The sequence below is a fragment of the Rossellomorea sp. QJM3NY_18 genome, from assembly GCF_056173145.1.
Map to the genome: position 1 here is coordinate 838,816 of NZ_CM149659.1, position 19,962 is coordinate 858,777.

Annotated in this window: 14 protein-coding genes; 12 read left to right on the forward strand and 2 right to left on the reverse strand. The window is 35.8% G+C overall.

The window, feature by feature from the left end; genetic code table 11:
- Positions 1–116 precede the first annotated feature (116 nt).
- The 5 genes from AC0VXY_RS04315 (at position 117) to tatC (ending at position 3,650) form a co-directional block, all read left to right on the forward strand.
- Complete coding sequence (locus AC0VXY_RS04315; protein WP_475527021.1) at positions 117–944, forward strand: sugar phosphate isomerase/epimerase family protein; 828 nt, start codon at positions 117–119, stop codon at positions 942–944.
- Positions 941–1,639, forward strand: a complete 699-nt coding sequence (locus AC0VXY_RS04320; RefSeq protein ID WP_475527022.1) for a hypothetical protein — start codon at positions 941–943, stop codon at positions 1,637–1,639. The genes AC0VXY_RS04315 and AC0VXY_RS04320 overlap by 4 nt, the downstream gene beginning before the upstream one ends.
- Positions 1,636–2,613: a Gfo/Idh/MocA family protein gene (locus tag AC0VXY_RS04325; protein ID WP_475527023.1), complete on the forward strand. Its 978-nt coding sequence runs from the start codon at positions 1,636–1,638 to the stop codon at positions 2,611–2,613. Before AC0VXY_RS04320 ends, AC0VXY_RS04325 begins: the two co-directional genes overlap by 4 nt.
- A 41-nt stretch (positions 2,614–2,654) precedes the next feature.
- Positions 2,655–2,861: a twin-arginine translocase TatA/TatE family subunit gene (gene tatA, locus AC0VXY_RS04330; RefSeq protein ID WP_475527024.1), complete on the forward strand. Its 207-nt coding sequence runs from the start codon at positions 2,655–2,657 to the stop codon at positions 2,859–2,861.
- A gap of 69 nt (positions 2,862–2,930) precedes the next feature.
- Positions 2,931–3,650 (forward strand): twin-arginine translocase subunit TatC, encoded by a 720-nt coding sequence (tatC, locus tag AC0VXY_RS04335; protein WP_475527025.1) that lies wholly within the window; start codon positions 2,931–2,933, stop codon positions 3,648–3,650.
- A gap of 178 nt (positions 3,651–3,828) precedes the next feature.
- Here the strand turns inward: tatC and AC0VXY_RS04340 are convergent, their stop codons facing one another.
- Complete coding sequence (locus AC0VXY_RS04340) at positions 3,829–4,026, reverse strand: hypothetical protein (RefSeq protein WP_475527026.1); 198 nt, start codon at positions 4,024–4,026, stop codon at positions 3,829–3,831.
- Position 4,027: 1 nt separating this feature from the next.
- Positions 4,028–4,342, reverse strand: a complete 315-nt coding sequence (locus tag AC0VXY_RS04345; RefSeq protein WP_475527027.1) for a helix-turn-helix domain-containing protein — start codon at positions 4,340–4,342, stop codon at positions 4,028–4,030.
- Positions 4,343–4,547: 205 nt separating this feature from the next.
- On the opposite strand from AC0VXY_RS04345, the gene AC0VXY_RS04350 reads away from it, so the two are divergent.
- The 7 genes from AC0VXY_RS04350 to AC0VXY_RS04380 all read left to right on the forward strand — a co-directional run bounded on the left by AC0VXY_RS04350 (position 4,548) and on the right by AC0VXY_RS04380 (position 19,955).
- Positions 4,548–6,488 carry a DNA/RNA helicase domain-containing protein gene (locus tag AC0VXY_RS04350; protein WP_475527028.1) on the forward strand — a complete coding sequence of 647 codons (1,941 nt, stop codon included), beginning with the start codon at positions 4,548–4,550 and terminating at the stop codon, positions 6,486–6,488.
- 37 nt (positions 6,489–6,525) lie between these two features.
- Positions 6,526–6,855, forward strand: coding sequence for a nucleoside triphosphate pyrophosphohydrolase (locus AC0VXY_RS04355; RefSeq protein WP_475527029.1), 330 nt, complete (start codon positions 6,526–6,528; stop codon positions 6,853–6,855).
- Between the two features lie 288 nt (positions 6,856–7,143).
- Positions 7,144–8,835, forward strand: a complete 1,692-nt coding sequence (locus AC0VXY_RS04360; RefSeq protein WP_475527030.1) for a hypothetical protein — start codon at positions 7,144–7,146, stop codon at positions 8,833–8,835.
- Between the two features lie 13 nt (positions 8,836–8,848).
- Positions 8,849–10,435: a hypothetical protein gene (locus AC0VXY_RS04365; RefSeq protein ID WP_475527031.1), complete on the forward strand. Its 1,587-nt coding sequence runs from the start codon at positions 8,849–8,851 to the stop codon at positions 10,433–10,435.
- Complete coding sequence (locus AC0VXY_RS04370; RefSeq protein ID WP_475527032.1) at positions 10,432–15,540, forward strand: FtsK/SpoIIIE domain-containing protein; 5,109 nt, start codon at positions 10,432–10,434, stop codon at positions 15,538–15,540. Before AC0VXY_RS04365 ends, AC0VXY_RS04370 begins: the two co-directional genes overlap by 4 nt.
- 111 nt (positions 15,541–15,651) lie before the next feature.
- Entirely contained in the window at positions 15,652–16,530 is an 879-nt protein-coding gene (locus AC0VXY_RS04375) for a DUF4007 family protein (protein WP_475527033.1), read from the forward strand.
- Positions 16,527–19,955 carry a hypothetical protein gene (locus AC0VXY_RS04380; protein WP_475527034.1) on the forward strand — a complete coding sequence of 1,143 codons (3,429 nt, stop codon included), beginning with the start codon at positions 16,527–16,529 and terminating at the stop codon, positions 19,953–19,955. Before AC0VXY_RS04375 ends, AC0VXY_RS04380 begins: the two co-directional genes overlap by 4 nt.
- The last annotated feature ends 7 nt before the right edge of the window (positions 19,956–19,962 follow it).

Genomic DNA, 19,962 nt, shown 5'->3' on the forward strand with positions numbered 1-19,962 from the left:
TAACGAGGAATTCAATGTAGTAGGTTCGCAGAACTGTGTAGAGATGGCTGAAATACTTGCTTCACAAAATCATTATGTGGGGGGATGGCATGAAAACGAGTGTCAGTATGTATAGTATGAACCAATATGTTAAGAAAGAGGCATGGAGCATTTTCGATTTCATTGACTATGCCAAAGCAATAGGTGTTAAAGGAATTGAGTTATTAGACATTTATTGGAATGACAAGGGAAATGAAATTCACAGTGTTGTTGAATATTTAGAAAAGAAGGGACTGTCTGTTTCTGCGTACGATGTATCAAATGATTTTATTAAAAGCAGTGCAGAAGAAAGAGAGGCAGAAGCCAACCGAGTAATTGAAGCCATTAAAACGGCTAAGGTCCTTAAGACTGATGTAGTACGAGTGTTCTGTGGAAATATAAAAGAGGGAATTGAGTATGAACAAGGTAAAGCATGGATCATCGAGGGATTTAGAAGATGTCTTCAAGAAGCAGAAAAAAAGAAAGTACATCTAGCTATTGAAAACCATGGACTTTTCGCGGGAAAGGCTACCCAGGTAAAAGAATTGATAGAAGAAATCAATTCCCCTTACGTGAATAGCACATTAGATACGGGGAATTTCCTTTTGGTAGGAGATCAACCAGTAGAGTCGGCAAGATTATTAAAAAAACACGTCGTACACGTACATTTTAAAGATTTCATCAAGAAGAATCCGGAATATCCAGGAAAGGCATTCACTTCATTAAATGGTGAAAAGTATGTTGGAGTTGTAGCGGGTGATGGATTGGTTGACTTGGAAGCTGTCATCGTTGAATTAATGGAAGTCGGGTATGATGGGTGGTATTCCATTGAATACGAAGGAGATGATGATTCAAGAGAGTCCGTGAAACGAGCCCTATCAAATATTGAGCGTTTTTTGAACAGTAAGGGAGGAAGGACTTCATGATGAAAAAGGTTGTCCCTGTATCTAAATTGTCGTATGAAGACGTTCCGGAAGCAGCAAATCAACATCAAACTTTGGTTGGTACTTTCGAAGATGCCGTTGATTTTATAGATGATCACCCACTATATGATATAGAACACGTAACATTTAAGTTATCGAATGGATGGAAAAGTAAAGTAGAAAATGCAAAATTCGGTGACATCATTCGAAGCGATGATGTTGGCGATCGAGGAGTGATCCGGCTTCTTAGAAGAATAAATGAAAGGGGTCTGAAACTGAAATCGCCCCTTCTCTATTATGAACTCATAAAAGAACTGGGATTTATATCTGAACACTTTACAGAAATCATGAGGCTGCACGTAAGAAGAATAAGGAGAAATGACTATGACCACCTGATGGTAACCCTCCGTTGTGCCGGAAAGAAATTGGCAATGATAGAAGTTGCAAAAGGTAAAGGGTTGACTGAAAGCTGTGAAGTGGAATATGCAGGAGATGGTGCGATTATATACTATCGAAACGAAACCCTCCCCTCCTATATGTATGAATCTCATCATTCAACTTTCCTGGAAAGTACTATAGAAAGGGAGGCTGTATACTCCTATGCAGAATTAAAAAATGCTATCCAATTATCCACAAAAATCTTCTCAGCATTAGAAGTTGGAAAAAGCGTATTAAGCTATTCGGAGGTCACGAAATGAAAATAGCCATAATGAGTTTTGCCCATATGCATGCATATAGTTATGCGAAAAGTCTTCAGAGGATTGAGGGTGTTGAATTAATAGGGATAGGGGATGAGAACGGGGACCGCGGGAGGGAAGCAGCAGAACAATTTAAAGTTCCGTATTATGAGGATTATGATAAGTTAGTGGGCATGAAGAGGTTAGATGCCGTAATTATCTGTAGTGAAAACATCCATCACAAAGAGTTGACATTAAAAGCTGCAAAGGCAAAAAAACATGTATTATGTGAAAAACCCTTGGCTACCAGTGTTGAGGATGGGTGGGATATGATTCAGACTTGTGAAGAACATGGAGTTAAACTCATGACTGCTTTTCCAGTGCGTTTTAGTACCCCCATGTTGAAATTGAAAGAATGGGTCAATGAAGGGAAAATTGGTGATATCTTATCGATGAGGACCACGAACAGGGGACAAAATCCTGGTGGATGGTTTGTAGACGAAGCTCTTTCGGGTGGTGGGGCTGTACTGGATCATACCGTCCATATGATCGATATTATGCGTTGGATACTGGAAGAAGAAGTAAAAGATGTCTTTGCTGAAGTTGATACGTTATTTACCGAGTTACCTGTTGATGATGCGGGTATACTTTCATTATCTTTTGAAAGTGGAGTCATCGCCTCTCATGACCCTAGTTGGTCACGTAATAATGCTTACCCAACATGGGGGGATGCGACGATAGAAGTAATCGGAACCAAAGGAAGAATCTACGCAGACGCATTTGGAGAGCATTTGGATTATTATTCTCTTCAAGGCAAATCGTTTCGTCATATTTTACTCGGCAAAGATATGGATTCAGGATTGGTCCATGAATTTATTCAATGTATTAAAGAAGATCGCAATCCCTCTGTCTCTGGAATTGATGGCCTTCAATCATTAGAAGTTGCTTTAGCAGCCTACCAATCTGCTTTGAAGCATCAGCCGGTGGGATTATAGATTATAAGATGTGAAAAAAATTGAAATGGAGTTGTCCGCATATGTTGCAAAATATAGGAATTCCCGGGTTAATTCTGCTGCTTGTTATTGCTTTGATTATTTTTGGCCCATCCAAATTACCTGAAATAGGCCGGGCATTGGGTTCAACGTTAAAAGAATTCAAGAAATCAACAAGGGAACTAGTATCAGAAGAGGACAATCGAAACAGAGAGTCTGCCATCAATAAAAAAAGGGAGGAATCTTTGTAGTATAGTGCAAAACCTTGGAGGTGGAAGGGATTTCCACCCCTGCTTCCTTCATGGAATGAGGTGATAATAATGGGAGGAAATATAGAGTTTACTGCTCATCTGGATGAATTCAGGAAAAGGATCATGGTTGCAACAGGGTCATTCTTGGTGCTGTTGATTATATCCTTCGTGTTTGTGCAAGATATATATTACTGGTTGATTAAAGACCTACCAATGAAATTAGCAGTATTGGGTCCGAGCGATATCTTATGGGTGTATTTAGTATTGGCCAGTATCATCGCCCTTGCTGCAACCATACCCATAGCTGCGCATCAGCTGTGGCTATTTATCCTACCTGCACTTAGTGAAAAAGAGAAAAGTATAACATTAGTTTACATTCCAGCTCTATTTATCTTATTCATCGCAGGTATCTCTTTTGGATATTTTGTCATCTTTCCAGTTGTTTTTCAATTCCTACTTTCTTTGTCCCAAGACATGTTTACCACTTTTTTCACCACCGAAAAATACTTTGCATTCTTATTCCGCATGACGCTTCCGTTTGGCTTTTTATTTGAACTTCCTGTGGTTGTAATGTTCTTAACAAGTTTGGGCGTATTGAATCCTTACAAGTTACAAAAAGCTAGAAAATATGCGTACTTTCTACTAATCTTGACGGCTGTTCTCATTACCCCGCCTGATTTTATATCAGATATATTGGTGACTATTCCTTTGGTATTCTTATATGAATGCAGTCTACTGCTATCGAAAATAATGTATAGAAGGAAACAAAAGGTCTTATTTTCAGCGTGAAGACATTTTATTAACGCTACGGTAACAAGGGGACCTTTCTTCACATCCGAATGATCACTGTATACTTCTTCGTCTTGAGTGAAAGAGATCGATAAAGTCAATTAAGAAAAGATTAAGCAGGCTGGTGCTCACGGGAGCAGAAAGAATCTATTAGATAAAAATAATAGAAAGCTGTGGCTTACCTCCCCCGTAAGCCACAGCTTTCTTTCTTCACCAATCTAATTACTTCCTTCACATCCGAACCCCTAAATATAGAAGTAGTTCTTTCATTCTCCGTAAAATAGATCTCCCCATAAGCATTCTTTTCATCAAACCCAACAATTTTAAAACGGTAAACTTGCTTATCCTTCATCAAAATAAATTCCTGCTTTTTCATTTCAATCACCTCTATAGTCTAGATCGGAGTATTGATGTTTTAATGCAGAAGATTTATTGTTTTTATGTTTCTCTATGTTCTCCCATACTTCTTTATTTAAGCGGTCCACGCTAATCCCCAGTGCTATTGCAATTTTCGATAAGGTATAGGATTCGGGTATGCGATCATTACGCTCAATCTTACTTATAGTGGTTCGTGCTAGTTGTGCTTTTTCTTCCAATTCGGCCTGAGTGTAGCCCATTTCGTCTCGTCTTTTTCTTAATAAACGTCCTAAGTATAACCCGTATATTTCTCGTTCTGTCAATGGCTTATCCAATACTTTGACCCCTTTTACAACCATTATCAAATGGTGAAAAATGGCTTGGAACGGACAGGTCGTCAACTTATTGAAATAAATGGAATATTATTAAAGTGTTTCTCTATATGCTCTTTACGTAAAGGTGAAAATTAGGGAGAAGCTTGCTAAATCCCAAATTTAACTAAATAATAGGAATATACTGTTAGACGAAAGGCTGACGATAATGATCGTATATGAAGCTACAAAACAAGAATTCTTGGAAGACGTTTTTCATGATGAATTGGTCAATAATATATGCAGCAATTACACGTCGAAGATTGGGAAGATCAATGAACGAGAGGTTCGATCGTGGGATAATTCGATGCAGTACATGTTTCGTGTGCTTAGTGATCAAGAGATTCCTAGTGACGCTGGGGTGGCGATTGAGTTTAAGATTCCGCATACGTCGAGACGGGTGGATTTTCTGATCTCTGGGAAGGATGGAGAAAAAAATTCCATTGTGATAGTGGAGTTGAAGCAGTGGGAGTCTGTTGAAGTGATCAGGGGGAAGGAAGCGATCGTGAAGACGGCGATGAATCGCGGGCTGGTGGAGACGACTCATCCGTCCTATCAGGCTTGGTCGTATGCATCTCTCATCAAAGACTACAACGAGAATGCTCAAAGCGCGGAGATGGAGCTGTATCCTTGTGCGTATTTACATAATTACTTAAATCAGGGGGAAGAGGATCCTCTGACGGATCCGGTCTACGATTATTATATAGAACAGGCTCCAGTCTTTGTGAAGGGTCAGGCCAAGAAGCTCCGGGACTTCATTAAGCGTTATATTCAGGTTGGGGATAATAAGGAGAACCTTTATAAGATAGAGAATGGTCGAATCCGGCCATCAAAGTCACTTCAGGATTCGTTAAATCAAATGCTGAAGGGGAACGCAGAATTTGTGATGATTGATGATCAGAAAGTGGTGTATGAGGAAGCCATTCATTTGGCAAAAGAAGCACTTCGGACAAATACAAAGCAGGTCCTGGTCGTCCAGGGTGGGCCAGGAACTGGGAAATCGGTTCTCGCTATCAATCTATTGGTCCACCTAACCAATCTCAGCATGGTCTGTCAGTATGTTACGAAGAACGCGGCACCTCGAAACATTTACTCTACCAAACTGAAGAAAGAATTCAAAAAGGGACATATTGATAATTTGTTTAAAGGATCGGGAAGCTATTTCGATGCTCCTCGGGATGAGTTTGATGCGCTAATTGTGGATGAAGCCCACCGACTGAATCTGAAGTCTGGGATGTTTCAGCACCTCGGTGAAAATCAAACAAAGGAAATCATCGAAGCATCAAAGCTCTCCATCTTCTTCATTGATGAAAGGCAGCGGGTCACGTTAAAAGATCATGGAAGTATCAAAGAAATTGAACGATTTGCTCAAGAAAACAATGCGCCGCTCACGATCATGAACCTCGAATCTCAATTTCGCTGCAATGGCTCCGATGGTTACTTAGCTTGGCTAGATGATGTTCTTCAGATTAGAACAACAGCAAATGCCAATTATATCGGCAGTCAGTATGATTTCAGGGTTTTCAACGATCCGAATGCACTGAGAAACGAAATTGAGAGAAAAAATGCCAATAACAAATCCCGCATGGTTGCAGGCTACTGCTGGAACTGGGACAAAGAGGGGAAGAGCAATACGGACTATCATGACATTGTTCTTGATGAATATGACTTCAAGATGAGCTGGAACCTCGATAATTCAGCCACCTGGGCCATTGATACCGATTCTGTCAAAGAAGCCGGCTGTATTCATACCTGCCAAGGTCTGGAGTTTGAATACGTAGGGGTGATCATAGGGGATGACATGAGATATGAAGGCGGACAGGTGATCACAGATCATACCGAAAGAGCTAAGACCGATTCTTCATTGAAGGGTATAAAGAAAATGCTGAATGAAGATCCAGAGAGAGCTGAGAAGGTAGCGGATGAGATTATACGCAATACATACCGGACGTTGATGACTCGTGGCCAGAAGGGTTGTTATGTGTATTGTACGGACTCTGAGCTTGGACAGTACTTTAGGGAACGGTTTGAAGAGAGTAATCATGACTATGGTGAGAATGAGTTTTTTAGAGGTGGAAGTATGGTTGCAGAGGGGAAAGCGGATTATTAATTAAGTTTGATAACTACATCTATTGGAGGAATGTTTAATGCCTACATATAACAAACTAGTTCGGGATAGAATACCAGAAATCATTGAATCAACTGGAAAGACTTTTACAACAAGAATTCTTTCCAAAGAGGAGTATCTAATTGAATTGAAGAAAAAGAGCTTTGAAGAATTAGAGGAATACCATGTTGCAGAAACCAGGGAAGAGGCAATAGAAGAATTGGCTGATCTTATGGAGATTGTTCATGCGTTTGCCAAGTCTCATGATACATCTATAGATGAAATAGAAGCTATACGGCGTGAAAAGGCCAATGAGAGAGGTTCATTTAATAACAAGATTTTTTTAGTAGATGTAGAGGAAGTACTTTGAAAAAGTTCTCTTAACTTAGAGGGCTTTTTTTACTTTATTTCGCAAAAATTTTCACCCTTCCGAATTTTACGCTAGGGTAATAGTTATTGTAAGCATATGAATTTAATATGATCTTCCTTTAGGGAATCTGGTAACTGTAGTAAAATGGTAATATATCAATCTTTTGGATTTGTTAAAAATTGCCGAATCAACTGAAATTTTATGGTATTTATATTACAATATAAATACAAACATATTAAAAATGAATTTCTTATAAATTATATAAATTTTTTCGAAGGAGGAAAAATTTTGAAAGGAAACTCTTTTGTTTACTATTTAGATCAATACAACGTATTGTCTCCTAACCATTCCAAAATTTACGATGAATATACCATTGATTCAAACAATGGAAAATCTTATTCATTTACTATTGAAACGAAGATTGAAAAGACACTTATAAATTTATTTGAAACTAATCCTCAAAGTATCATTCTTACAGGTAATGCGGGTGATGGTAAAACAAGGCTCTGTAGGATCGTACATGATTATTTTAATAAGGATAATTTAGAAAACTGGCCGGAAAATGGAATTGTTGAGTTCCCTTTTAGTAATGGGAAAATAAGAATCGTTAAAGATTTGTCGGAGCTAAAAGAAGACATTATTGAAAATGAACTAGCGCAACTGCAACAAATAATAACTTCTGGAAATGAAGAAAAAGTATATTACCTTGTTGCAGCGAATGAAGGAAAACTGACGAAGTTTTTGTCGCAGTATGAACACTTAAACAAATTACAACAACAAGTAACTTCTCGCTTTAAATCACATGAGAATAATTCTGATCAATTTAGCATCTTTAATTTATTAGATGTAACTTCTTCTGTTTATGTAGAGAAAGTTCTATCGGAGTGGAATAAACCTGGAAACTGGGAAGCATGCCAAGGGTGCCCAAAGCAAGAACGATGCATCATACATATGAATCACCAGAGGACCTCTCAAAATCATATACAAGATAAAATCGTAGAACAGTACAAGTTGCTCGACTATTTAGATACTCATATTACTATGAGGGAAATGTTAATTCACATTAGTTACATGTTAACAGGTGGATATACATGTGATGATGTACTAAATGCCAATTATAAAGAAATTGAAAATCAAACAAAGAAACCTTACTATCAGAATTTCTATGGTCATGAATTAGATGAGAATGCCTTTTCAGAAATGAATGCATTGAAAATATTCAAAGCTTTAGATCCGGGAGTTTATTCCCACTCTTCAATAGACGATTTCATCATTAACGGTGATATTAATGGAGACGAGGAATCTGAGAAAGCACATAACGAGCTAATTGGAGATTCATTAGACCTACAACTTGGTTACTTCAAGAAAAAATTAACCTTGTATCGTGACTATGATGTTGATAAGGATCACTCTATTGTCAACGAGTGGATTCCAAAATTAAGAAGAAAATACTTTTACGAAACAGTAAGCGAAGACAGCGTAAATGGAAATCAACTATTGCCATTTGAATATGTCGACGAATATGTAAGATTATTTGATAACTCTAAAGCTCAAGCATTAATAAAACGGGACTTGATAAATGGGCTAAATCGAATTTTTTCAGGTCGACTGACTGAAATGAACAATAAACACTTATTTGCCACTAATAAGAACTTAATGATATATGAGCAGTTCAGGTCGAAAGATGTAGATATTGAAGAAGAGGAAGAACGAACTGATTTAGATCGACTACCTTCTAGTTTCAAAATATCGGTAAAGGATGAAGTTTCCTTAAATATGAACTTAGCCGTTTTTGAATACCTTATGAGAGCTAGTGGTGGAGGCACCCATAATGTTCTTCAACAAGAAGCTGAGATCCTGATTGATACGTTTAAGAATGAGTTGATAAGAATAAGTGAACCGGAAGAATATGAATTAAACATCTTAAGATACGATAACAAAACTGGACTCTTTATAGATGACGAAATAAGTTTGTTATAAAGGAGATACTTAAATGACTACAAAGAAACAAAGTGTAGAAGAGTTCTCAACGCAGCTATCTGCGCAAATATGGGGGCATCGATTTAAAGATGGACAAAAAGGTGCTGAATATGTTCTGGAGTTTCTGAATGTATTAAAAGGTACGGAGTATGACTTTGGCGCGAATAATTATTCCCGAGTGCGCTCAACAGGACTAAGACAATTTATCTTTGAAGGAGATAAAGAAGGAGCAAAAACAGGTGTTGTCAGTTTAACGACTGAACAAAAAGAATCATTATATGAGTTGGTAGATAACAAAGATGAATTAAATGTCATAAGGGACTTCTTTCGAAACTTAGAAATTCCTCTGACAGATGGGACAGGAAAATCAGCAAACCGCTCTTGGTATGCAAAGACTTTATATCCATTGCATGAATCACTGTTATTTTTTGAGCTTAGAACTCATAGCAAAGGTAATCAAAAGTCCTATAGTTTTGAACGGAATTTCTTTGCTCGAGGTGGAGAACTATATTTTCTAATGTTGTCTTATGGTACAAAGAACAACTTAGTCTTGCGAGAGAAAATTCAAGATCGTCTTAAGTCTTTACTAGGTAAGAACAAAGCAATCGAAAATATTGTATCAAAAATCTCATCTCGTCTAAATGATGACAATAGTGGTAGTTCGGACCTTTATCCTTTAAAGAAAGATGCAGGAAACAATAGAGAATACCCTATGCTACCCGTTACGGATGATGCCATTTATTCCGAGTTCGCAGAAGAATTCTATAATCTCATTAGTTTAAACATTGATATCTATGAGTTGTTTGAATTGATGACTAGTCTCATTACCTTCCAATTAGGTAGATATATGTTGAAAAGGGCACAATTAACCGAATTGGACAAGGTAACCTTTTTCTTTGATTGCTTAGATGCTCAAGTAGGGCCAATTCAAAAGCTTTCAGCTAGATCATTTAGTGATAATGAATTGCTTATTAAAAATAAGTTTGAAGACTTCTTTAAGCAAACATTTGATGATAAGATCCCAACAAAAGAATTTGTAGACGAAAATTTACAAAGTTGGCATGCTGATCCAGCATTGTTGATTGAGCTACTTGGGCTTAGTCGTCTTTCGAAGGTTAGAAAGAATAAGGTCGTTAAAGTCATTCAAAAATGCGACTCTTATGATAAAGTCATGATTAACTTATTTAATGTTGTAAAAGATATAGTTTCAGATCAATTGAAAAAGCATCAATTAAGCATTGTGAGGGGACTTACAAGAGATGGTGGTTATGGAGGCTTCAGACGTGGAAGTAAGTATAGATACTTTATGTCTGACACGTTTATTCAGGCTCTAGTTTATGGCAATTTAGAACCCGGTCAACAGATGGAATTCCATGCTTTCTTACAAAAAGTCTATGAAAAATATGGATTCATCGTTGGTGAGTTGCAGGCAAAAGAAAATGGAATCTATGAAAAATCAAAATTGAATGTTAGTTACTTTCAACGAAATGAGTATGCCTTAAGAGAGAAATTAAGACATAATGGACTTCTAATTGAGTATTCAGATGCAACTGCAATGATTAGAAATCCATATGAACAAGCAAGGCAGGTGACAAAATGATTACGTATAATGAAATTCTAGGAAAATGGGTTTTTCACATCCTACTAGAACATTTTAAAGAACAGAGCGAAGATGGTACCAATAAACTTTTTATTAAAGTAAACGGCTTAACTGACGATAATGTTGGTTCGTTGCTATATGAAATAGATGATAAGGGATCCAAACTTGAAAAGTATTACACTCCTAATGTACGTACTATTAAAGCTGTTGAAGGTTTCAATCAGTACAAATTGAAAGAAATTGAAACAAGTACATGGTTAAGAAACTATACGTTCTCTGGCAATGCTTTGGTGATCATTATTAATGAAATGACTCCCGAAGCCCAGAGTTTAGAGAATCTATTTGCCATAGATGAGGCGTATTTGCTATCTGATTTTGGACTTGAAAGCCTTTTTGCTTTATTATCTGAAGAATTCCAACTAGCCGCGGCTGAAATTGATACATTAAAAGACTTTTTCAATATGTATAGTAGCCTTACCGAACCACAACTTCGGTTTATACTAAGATTTATAGAAAAAATCGTGAATCAAGACTCACCCTCTATCATTGAGAAGATTCAAACGAATCTCCCGGAATTGAACTTATTTAGAGATAAGAGCTTAGTGATTGGAGCAAAGGGAAGAAAAAGATTGCGTGCTAACTTTTTATTAGCGAATCTTCAAAAGCCCAATGGTGACTTAGATACTGAAAAGTTACAAAATAATCTTTACAATTTTATTGAAGCAGAAGAGAAAAACAATTTTTCTGATGAATTATGGAACGGAATTAATCCTTCAGAATTTGAAGAAAAGGTAATTGATTTTTTAAATCAGAAGAACCTTGATTTATTAGCTTATGATTTTCATTTGGTAGAAACGGTCTTAAATTTCAAAACCAAGACGACCTTACCGGATAAACTAAGAGACGCACTAATTCACAATGGAATTCCTTCAAAAGAAGAAATCGAAAAAATTGAAGAAGGTATTAATGAAGTAGAAAAAAATCAAAATCCAGATGCCATTCAAGATTTTTTAGAAGAATTTGAAGAACAACTTTCTCAAAGTGGGAAACTGGATAAAGTTATTTCGCGAAGAATTGAAAAGCTTCGTCATCCTAAAGACTACCATGACCTGATCAATGCACTTCAATACGAATCATTTTCGTTAATCGAAGAATATTCAGCCAAGATTAGTGAAAATGCTAAGTTTGAATTAACTGTACATGCATCTAAAATTACGAATCAAATGGTAGAAATCTTAACGGTTTATTTATCTAAGATATCAAATGTTGTTCGTCACATTACATTTAAGGAAACGTCTTTAAAGTCGATCAATATCGATGAGACAGCAAGTGATGAGCTAACCTTTAAACTTCGCTTACTAAATGAAGGAGAATTTTTAGGCTCTGAATCGTTTAAGGTAAGAGGGTTTGATGATTTACAACTTCTTTCATTCAGAGATTTAATTGAGGAAAATAAAATTCCTCATATTAAGAATTATCAAGAAGATGAAGTTGAATTGCTCGATGTTAGAGAAATGGTTTATGAAAGAGTTGATGGATACCTATCAATTAATCAAGCAGGATTTGAAGAGCACTATAGACAATTCTCTGGTTTCTTAGAAGAATATTCTACGATTCTAAGAAAAATCATACATTCGGGTATTTTTAGCATTGATATTGACAATTTTAAAAGAAATTTAGAAAATGTTCTATCTGGTGTGTCATCTTCTGTAGATATTGCAAGTCATATATACCGATTTATAAACTATATTGGTTCTATAGATACTTTAGATGTTAAATTAGGTCAGTCTGGTTTCTGTGACGAACGATTAGTGACAATTTTGAATCCTATTCGATTAGTAAGTTATGTGTCGAGATATGAAAAACTCGAATCTCAAATTATCGATTGGATAGATAGAAGTGTCAATGATGATTTAGAGGTTACAAATTTAGAAGACTACCTTGAATATGTTACTGAAAAAACTCTTAACCTGGCGCCAAGATATTTCTCTAGTGATGGAGACGATTCTTTCCTAATTGAAGTCAGTGAGGTATTAGGTGAAGGGCAATTTATCCTAAATACAAAACGCTCAGAGAATATGGATTATTTATCGAACGAGTTATCTGAGGAATTAGTTAAGAGTGTCAAAAACTACTTTGAGGTATACCCTTATGCTAAAGATGGTTTAGATATCCTTTTCCTTTATTGTCAAAGTGCAGATATTATTACTAAATCTATTGATGCTTTGTTTAACAAACATAAAATCTTAAATAAGTTAAAAATTACCGTACATTCCACACAAGCTGCAAGCATTCATCAGAAGATCAACCAGTGGATTAAGCAGAAAGAGGAATACACCAATCCAGATAGGTTTAGCAAGTTCCCAACTGTTGAAGTGAAGGTTATCTCAGGGAATACCATTAATGAAATTTCAAATCAAATTAATGCCCATATGATTGATGCAGATCTAGTAGTATTAGCTGATTACTTTGGTCAAAGCAATCAGGTGAAATATGAATTTGATAAGGTTGATGTGAAAGAGTCGAGAGACTGGTTTAATTTGGTGTATAAGGAGCCACTTCTCGAAACGGAAAGCTTAAAAAGGATTTCATATGTGAGTGAGCATTTACCTGGCACCCTTAAGTCCTTTTATCAGTTGCAATATATTTTCCAGAAAAAGGAAATACTTGGAGAAGACGAATTATATGTTCTGAAGAACAAAATTTCATTATCGAATTTTTCTGATAATGCTCTGATTGACTACATGCATGAGAATTTCAACTGGATAATGTTCATGGATCGGTACCTGGATAAGTCCTTACTAGAAAAAGCTTCATCAAAAGCTCAAATCATTCAATATAAGTCTAAAGCTGGAGCAAACAAGAATTTTAAATTGATTGTATCTTCATCGGAGTATATTAAGAAGCTGAATTCAAATAAACACGATTATGAGTATTATGATCGATTGACTAAGAAACTTTCTCTCATCTTGAAAAATGACAACATTAGTAAAGAAAATGTGAAAGAAGCTGTTAATCAAGTTAAGTCTATCTCTGGTGCCCTAGTCTTAAAGGCGATTGGCCCAGGAAAATATTCTCACGAGTTAGTGGCTACTTATCTAAGCATGAATCGTCGTTCTCAGTTAGAACATGATCTTCAAGTGTGGTCAGTATGTGATGAGTTACCTTGGTTCAAAAAAAATAATAGACGACCAGATTTAGTCATTACGACCGTTAAAGAGAATGATGGGAAAATTTCATTAGACTTTGAGCTACTTGAACTGAAGTTTGTTAATCAAGCTATTTTCGAAAGAGAAAGATACGATGCCATCAAACAAATTCAGTCAGGTAAAACGTTATATGAAAACTTATTCGACTTTAATCAGAATCAAGCGGATGGAGAATATTGGAGAAATGAGTTAGTTCATTACTTTATCGAGAAGGGGACATATGCACCTGAAGGGGCATATTTACTAAAGAAACTTCAAAATGCAAAAGTGGATGAAATCCAAGTCAATATTCATACATCTATTGATGCCTATTGCTACACGTCCAACCTGTACCAAAATAGTTTTGAATCGATTGAAGAGGACGTTTATGTAGACATGATTGAAGGTGAGTTTAAAAACTATATATTCAATCGTGCATATATCTTAAAGTCTCTCGGGGCGAACAACATTAATGAACCAGAGTATGAAGAATTAGAGAACAGTACAGATACGTTCTCTGAGAGCCTTATACTTAAGGATGAAAAGTATGAACTGACTGATGATGAAGAAGTTAATGGTAAGAAAGATGATGAAATTAATAAAGAGGATCCTCAAAATGGGCCAGATGAAGATTCTGAAGAACTAGGTAATTCTGGTGATGAACAACATTATGGAGGAGTAGAAGATGCTGATCCATATGGAGTTCCTGATGATAACCAGGATGATCAAGTGGTGGTAGATCCACCTATGCCTGATATTACTCTATCCAATGAGTATCCTGAAGTACTAGCACTAAAGGATCTTGAGATTGAACACGAAAGTAAATCTAATGATCATTCTGAATTAAAGAGAAAATATGTATCTACTCTTGAAACACATTTTAATCGAAACGGATTAAACGTAAAGGTTCAAGATGTGGTTGTGGGATCTAGCGTTGTTCGTTTAACTTTATCACTCCCTTCTTCATTAAACAGTGACAAAATATTAAGAAGAAAGAAAGATATTCAAATTTGGTTAGGTTTAGATCAAGAGCCAAACCTATTCATTGATAAGCATGGATTGAATATTGATATTGTAAGGGAAGATCCGGATACTATTTATTTCGAAGAGTTTATGGCCATTGCAAGGAAGCAACTTAATGATACAATTAAACGCTCAAATTTAGTTGCTCCTCTAGGCTTTGACCCATTAAACAATGTGATAAATATTGATTTATCCGACCCTTCAACTCCACATCTTCTAACTGGTGGAACTACGGGAAGTGGTAAAAGTGTCACGCTCAACTCCATAATTTTAGGAACAATGTGTTTCTATGACCCATCACAACTACAGTATGTGTTTATAGATCCAAAACAAGTAGAGTTCTCTATCTATGAAGACTTACCTCATACGCAAGATGTAGTGACTAGTATTGATAACGCAGTCGTTAAGCTGAATATGCTGGTTGAAGAAATGGAAAGAAGATATGGGTTGTTTAAGGATGAGTTTGCTAGTAATTTAGATGAATACATTGATGCTACACAAAATAGGTTACCAAGAATCGTTTGTGTATTTGATGAATTTGCGGACTTCATGAGTCAAGAAAAAGACGTTGCTAGCCAAGTAGAAAATGCGATATTACGACTTGGTCAAAAGGCGAGGGCGGCAGGTATTCACCTAATCATCTGTACGCAAAATCCAAAATCTGACATCATTAATACAAACATTCGAAATAACTTAGGTGCAAGACTCGCACTGAGAGCAACAGATTCAACTGCTTCTTCAGTTATTTTAGGAGAAAGCGGAGCAGAAAATTTAGGAGGGAAAGGTGACTTCTTGGCTAAGACAGCTAGTCAGAAAGTGACTAGAGGAAAAAGCCCTTTCCTTACACCTCAGGTGAAAAGAGCATTATTGAAGTACTTTAAAGCTACTCAATGAATTGATAATGCATCTAGATGAGATATCTAGGTGCATTATTATCGGCGAAAACGACTTCTGGAGACGTATCTCCAGAAGTGTTACTATAGAATTTGGAAGGCTGATTTAATTATGGCATATGGACAACATCAGAGTTTCTATTTAAGAGATAGATGGCTAAATAAAGCAATTAAGCACTTGAAACAAGATGAAAGATTCTTCTATGATGACGAAGCTTTTGAAAAGATGGGACTAGGAAAGAATATGGTTAAATCTTTAAGGTTTTGGGTGGTAGCTACAGGAGTAGTGGAAGAGAAGTTTAATGAAGAAAGAAAGAAAATTCATCTTCTTACTCCGTTAGGACAAGTGTTATATAACTATGACAAGTTTATTCAATTTAACGATACTGCCTCAATCCTTCATTTTCATCTTGTACATCAAATGGAGCCTGCGACCACATGGTATTGGTTCTTTAACATTTTTTCTAATGGCGTAATAAGCAAAGAAGACTTACACGTCTCGTTAGTTGACTGGGTGAATACGAATGAAGATAAAAAGTTTTCGGAACGATCGTTAAAGAGGGATATTGATTGCATGATTAAACTTTACACTGCAGGACAAAGTGTAGTTGATCCTGAAGAAGTGATTCAAAGTCCGATAAATAAAACTGGTTTAATTAAAGAAAACAAAGGCATGATTATAAAGAAAACTCCGGTCATTGAAGACATCGGCGAAAGTGCGCTGTATTATACATTGATTAAATATGCTGAGCTACATGAAATTGATAATGTGAGTGTAGAAGAAATCGCTACAAATAAAGGATTATGGGGTAAGGTGTTTAATTTAAGTCGTCCATCAATTGTAAAGGCGTTAGAAGGATTGACGTATCATCCTAAGTACCCTCTGCAATTTACAAGAACAAACAACCTAGACACCGTACGACTTCCAGATATTTCATCTCTAGAATTATTAGAGTTTGAATATAAACGAAAGGCTGAGACACTAGTATGAATAAGGTAAAAAGAAATTTTAAATCTAGTGTGAATATTAAATTTGACTTAGGTAAAAAAGAGTTTTTCAGAGACTACTTACCAACACCTTCACACGCAGATTCATTACAAAATATCTTAGAAGGCTTTAACAACGAAGAGAGTAAACGTGCGCATATAATTGTTGGACCTTACGGAACGGGGAAATCATTATTAGGGACGTTAATTGGGGGTATGGCATCGAAAAGTGTAAACGAATCTGCCATGAACCATTTAATTAAGAAATTCAATAATGTGGATGATAAAGTCTTTAACGAATTGACTAAATTTCAAGGCAACCAGAAGCGTTATCTACCAGTAATACTAAACGGAAACGAAGGAAGCTTTAGACAGTCAATCATATCAGCAATCATGAGGACACTTGATGAAAATAACCTGGATATTGTTGTTCCTGGGGTCATATCCAAAATTTTTAGTATGGTCGATACTTGGAAAGAGGATTTTCCTAAGACCTATCGATCATTTAAGAAGTTATTGAAGGAATCAGGACGGGACCTTGAATTATGGAGAATTAAAATTCAAAGTTATGACCGCGAAGAAATACAGTGGTTTAAAGAAATCTTTCCTGTATTGTCTTCTGGTGCTGAGTTTTCCATTGATTATAAAGAAGATTTTATTGAACAATTAAAGTATGTTATGGATGAATTGGATAAACAACATATAGGCTTATTTATTGTTTACGATGAATTTGGACGTTTTTTACAAAGTATCAATACAACAATGATTCACGAGACAATGCAAGACCTTCAAGATCTAGCTGAACTTGCAGATAACCATGCAACACATTTACACCTTTTGTTCATTACTCACAAGAATTTAAGACATTACTTTTTTAAGTTTAGTGAAGAATACCAAAATGAATTTCAAAGAATTGAAAAGCGGTATAAGTTGTATCACATAGATAGTGATCGCTCTACATTCATACGCATAACAGAATCTATTCTTTCGGAGTCAGATAGAAATGAAATTTCTTCTGAAGAGGCAGCAACAACGAAAAGTGAGCTTAGAAAATACCCGTTATTCTCAAACCTGAACCAAGTTGAGATTGAACGATTAGTCATTAAAGGAGCTTATCCTATTCATCCTGTTACGCTATTTGTTCTACCACACTTGTCTAACAAGTTTGCTCAAAACGAAAGAACGTTATTTACATTCCTTCAAAGCAACGATGCTGGAGGATTACAGCAACACATTGAAAGAAATAGTGATCGCTATTACCTATCTAGTAAGTTATTTGATTTCTTTTTTCCTGAATTGGAATTTGAAGAGCATATAGAAGATAAAAATCTTCAAATTTATATGAGGCTATCTGAAAGGATTCCCGATAATAGAACGGACTTAAACCATTTATTTAAATTTATAACTTTATGGACGATGAGTAATCTCAACACTTCCCAGAAGTTGACAACAGAGTTTTTGGCATTTTCTTTTAATGATAATATGAAAAAAACTAAAGAGTTATTAAATGGGTTAACAAGTTTAAAGGTGATACGTTTTAATCGAATACTCGAACAATGGGAGCTGTTTGAAGGAAGTTCGATTGACTTAGATATGGAAGTGCAGTCTAGGAGAGAAACTATTAACTTAACCTTAAATCAAAAGAAGTTGCTTCTTGAAAACACGATCAGCAAAAAATTCTTCTTGGCCAATGATTATAACGACAATAAGAGTATGACAAGATTCGCAACAGTTAATATTTGTCTAAGCTCAGAAATTATTGAAGAAACCTTCGATGCAGCCAAGGTTCGTGAAGAAATGAATGCAGATGCTGTCGTTCATTACGTTATTTTAGAAAATATTAGAGACTACCAACGTGTTACTGAAATAATCAGTAATCAAGCCTATGACGAACATTCGTACTTTGCAATAGCTAACAAAAGTATTGAAGAAATAATAAATCAAGTGATGGATTATCATATCTTAACTGATTTGAAGTCAGATATAAGTTTTATAAAGAATGATAAAGATTTGTTGAAAGAATTATCTTTGAAGTTAGAGGATCTTTACCACTCCATTCAAAAATTCATGAGCACATACACTAGCTTTAGTTCAGAGTTGAAGTGGATTCGTAAAGGGAAAAATCTACAAATTAAAAATGATATTGTGCTTGAAAAAGTGCTTTCCAACTTAATGTACACCCTTTATCCTCATACACCGGAAGTTCGAAACGATTCTTTTGTAAGGAGAAAAATAAACTCTGTACAAAAGAAAGCTGCATATAATGTAGTGGATCATGTTCTATCAGATTATCCGAGTTCGATACAAATCGAAGGGAATGGTCCTGACTATTTAATATATGCAACCATTTTTAAGAACAACAAGCTAGACATAACCGATTTAGAAAACATAGAATCTACTGATTTACATGAAATTAGAAGAAAGCTACTAGAATTATTAGAGCAAAATACTGAAGGGAAGTTAAGTGATCTTTCGAGTATTTTAGAAAATAAACCGTTTGGTATCAGAGCACCTTTAATTCCAATCCTCCTTGTAAGCTTAATCCGCGACAAATGGGAGCAGATTATGTTCTATAGAAATGGAATGTATGTGCCTGGATTGACTGGAGAAAAACTTTATTCAATGTTAGAAGAAGCTGCTGAGTATACGTTTGTCTATTATGATTTTGATGAAAAGTATAAGCCTCTTTTTACAGAAATCAAGACTATCTTCGGAGAGTACGTATCTGAGAATGCAATGAACAGTTCAACCCCTGTCATGCTAAGCAGCGGTCTTCTTAATTGGTTAAGGAACTTACCTAGGTTTTCACAAATTTCAACAAATGTAGGAAAAGACCTCGAGGAATTCAGAGACACTGTTAAAAGAAGTGAAATAGATCCTAGATCTACTCTAGAAAAGCTGTATCAATTGTACCAAAATGACCTTAATCTTCTTCTTAAACATAAAGGGGAATTAGAGCTTTTCTTAGGAGAATATAAAAATAAATTAGAAACTAGGGTACTGTCCTTGTTGAATGTAAATAACTTTGCTGAAATGTACGAATGGGCAGAGACTAAAGACGCGATAGTTAAAAAGAATAACTCTTTGGTAAACGGAATTATGAAATCGCAAGAAGATAACTGGATTGAAGGATTGATCCTCAACGTTGTTGGAGTTCCTTTAAACGAATGGTCGGATACTACGGATCAGATGTTTGAACAATTACTTCTTAAAGACTATAATTCTACTAATGAAGCCTTACCAGAAGGAGACTATTTAACCATTAGTTTAAATGGAGACGACAAATCTATTACTAAAGTAGATCTTTCTACAAAAACTCAGACTATCTACAAGAACGTTCATCGTATGATTAAAAATGCTGGAAGAAACGTTCCGAAAGAAGAAGTTGAGTACATGATCTACAACCTAGTAAAAGAGTTTGTAAAATAGAGGAGAG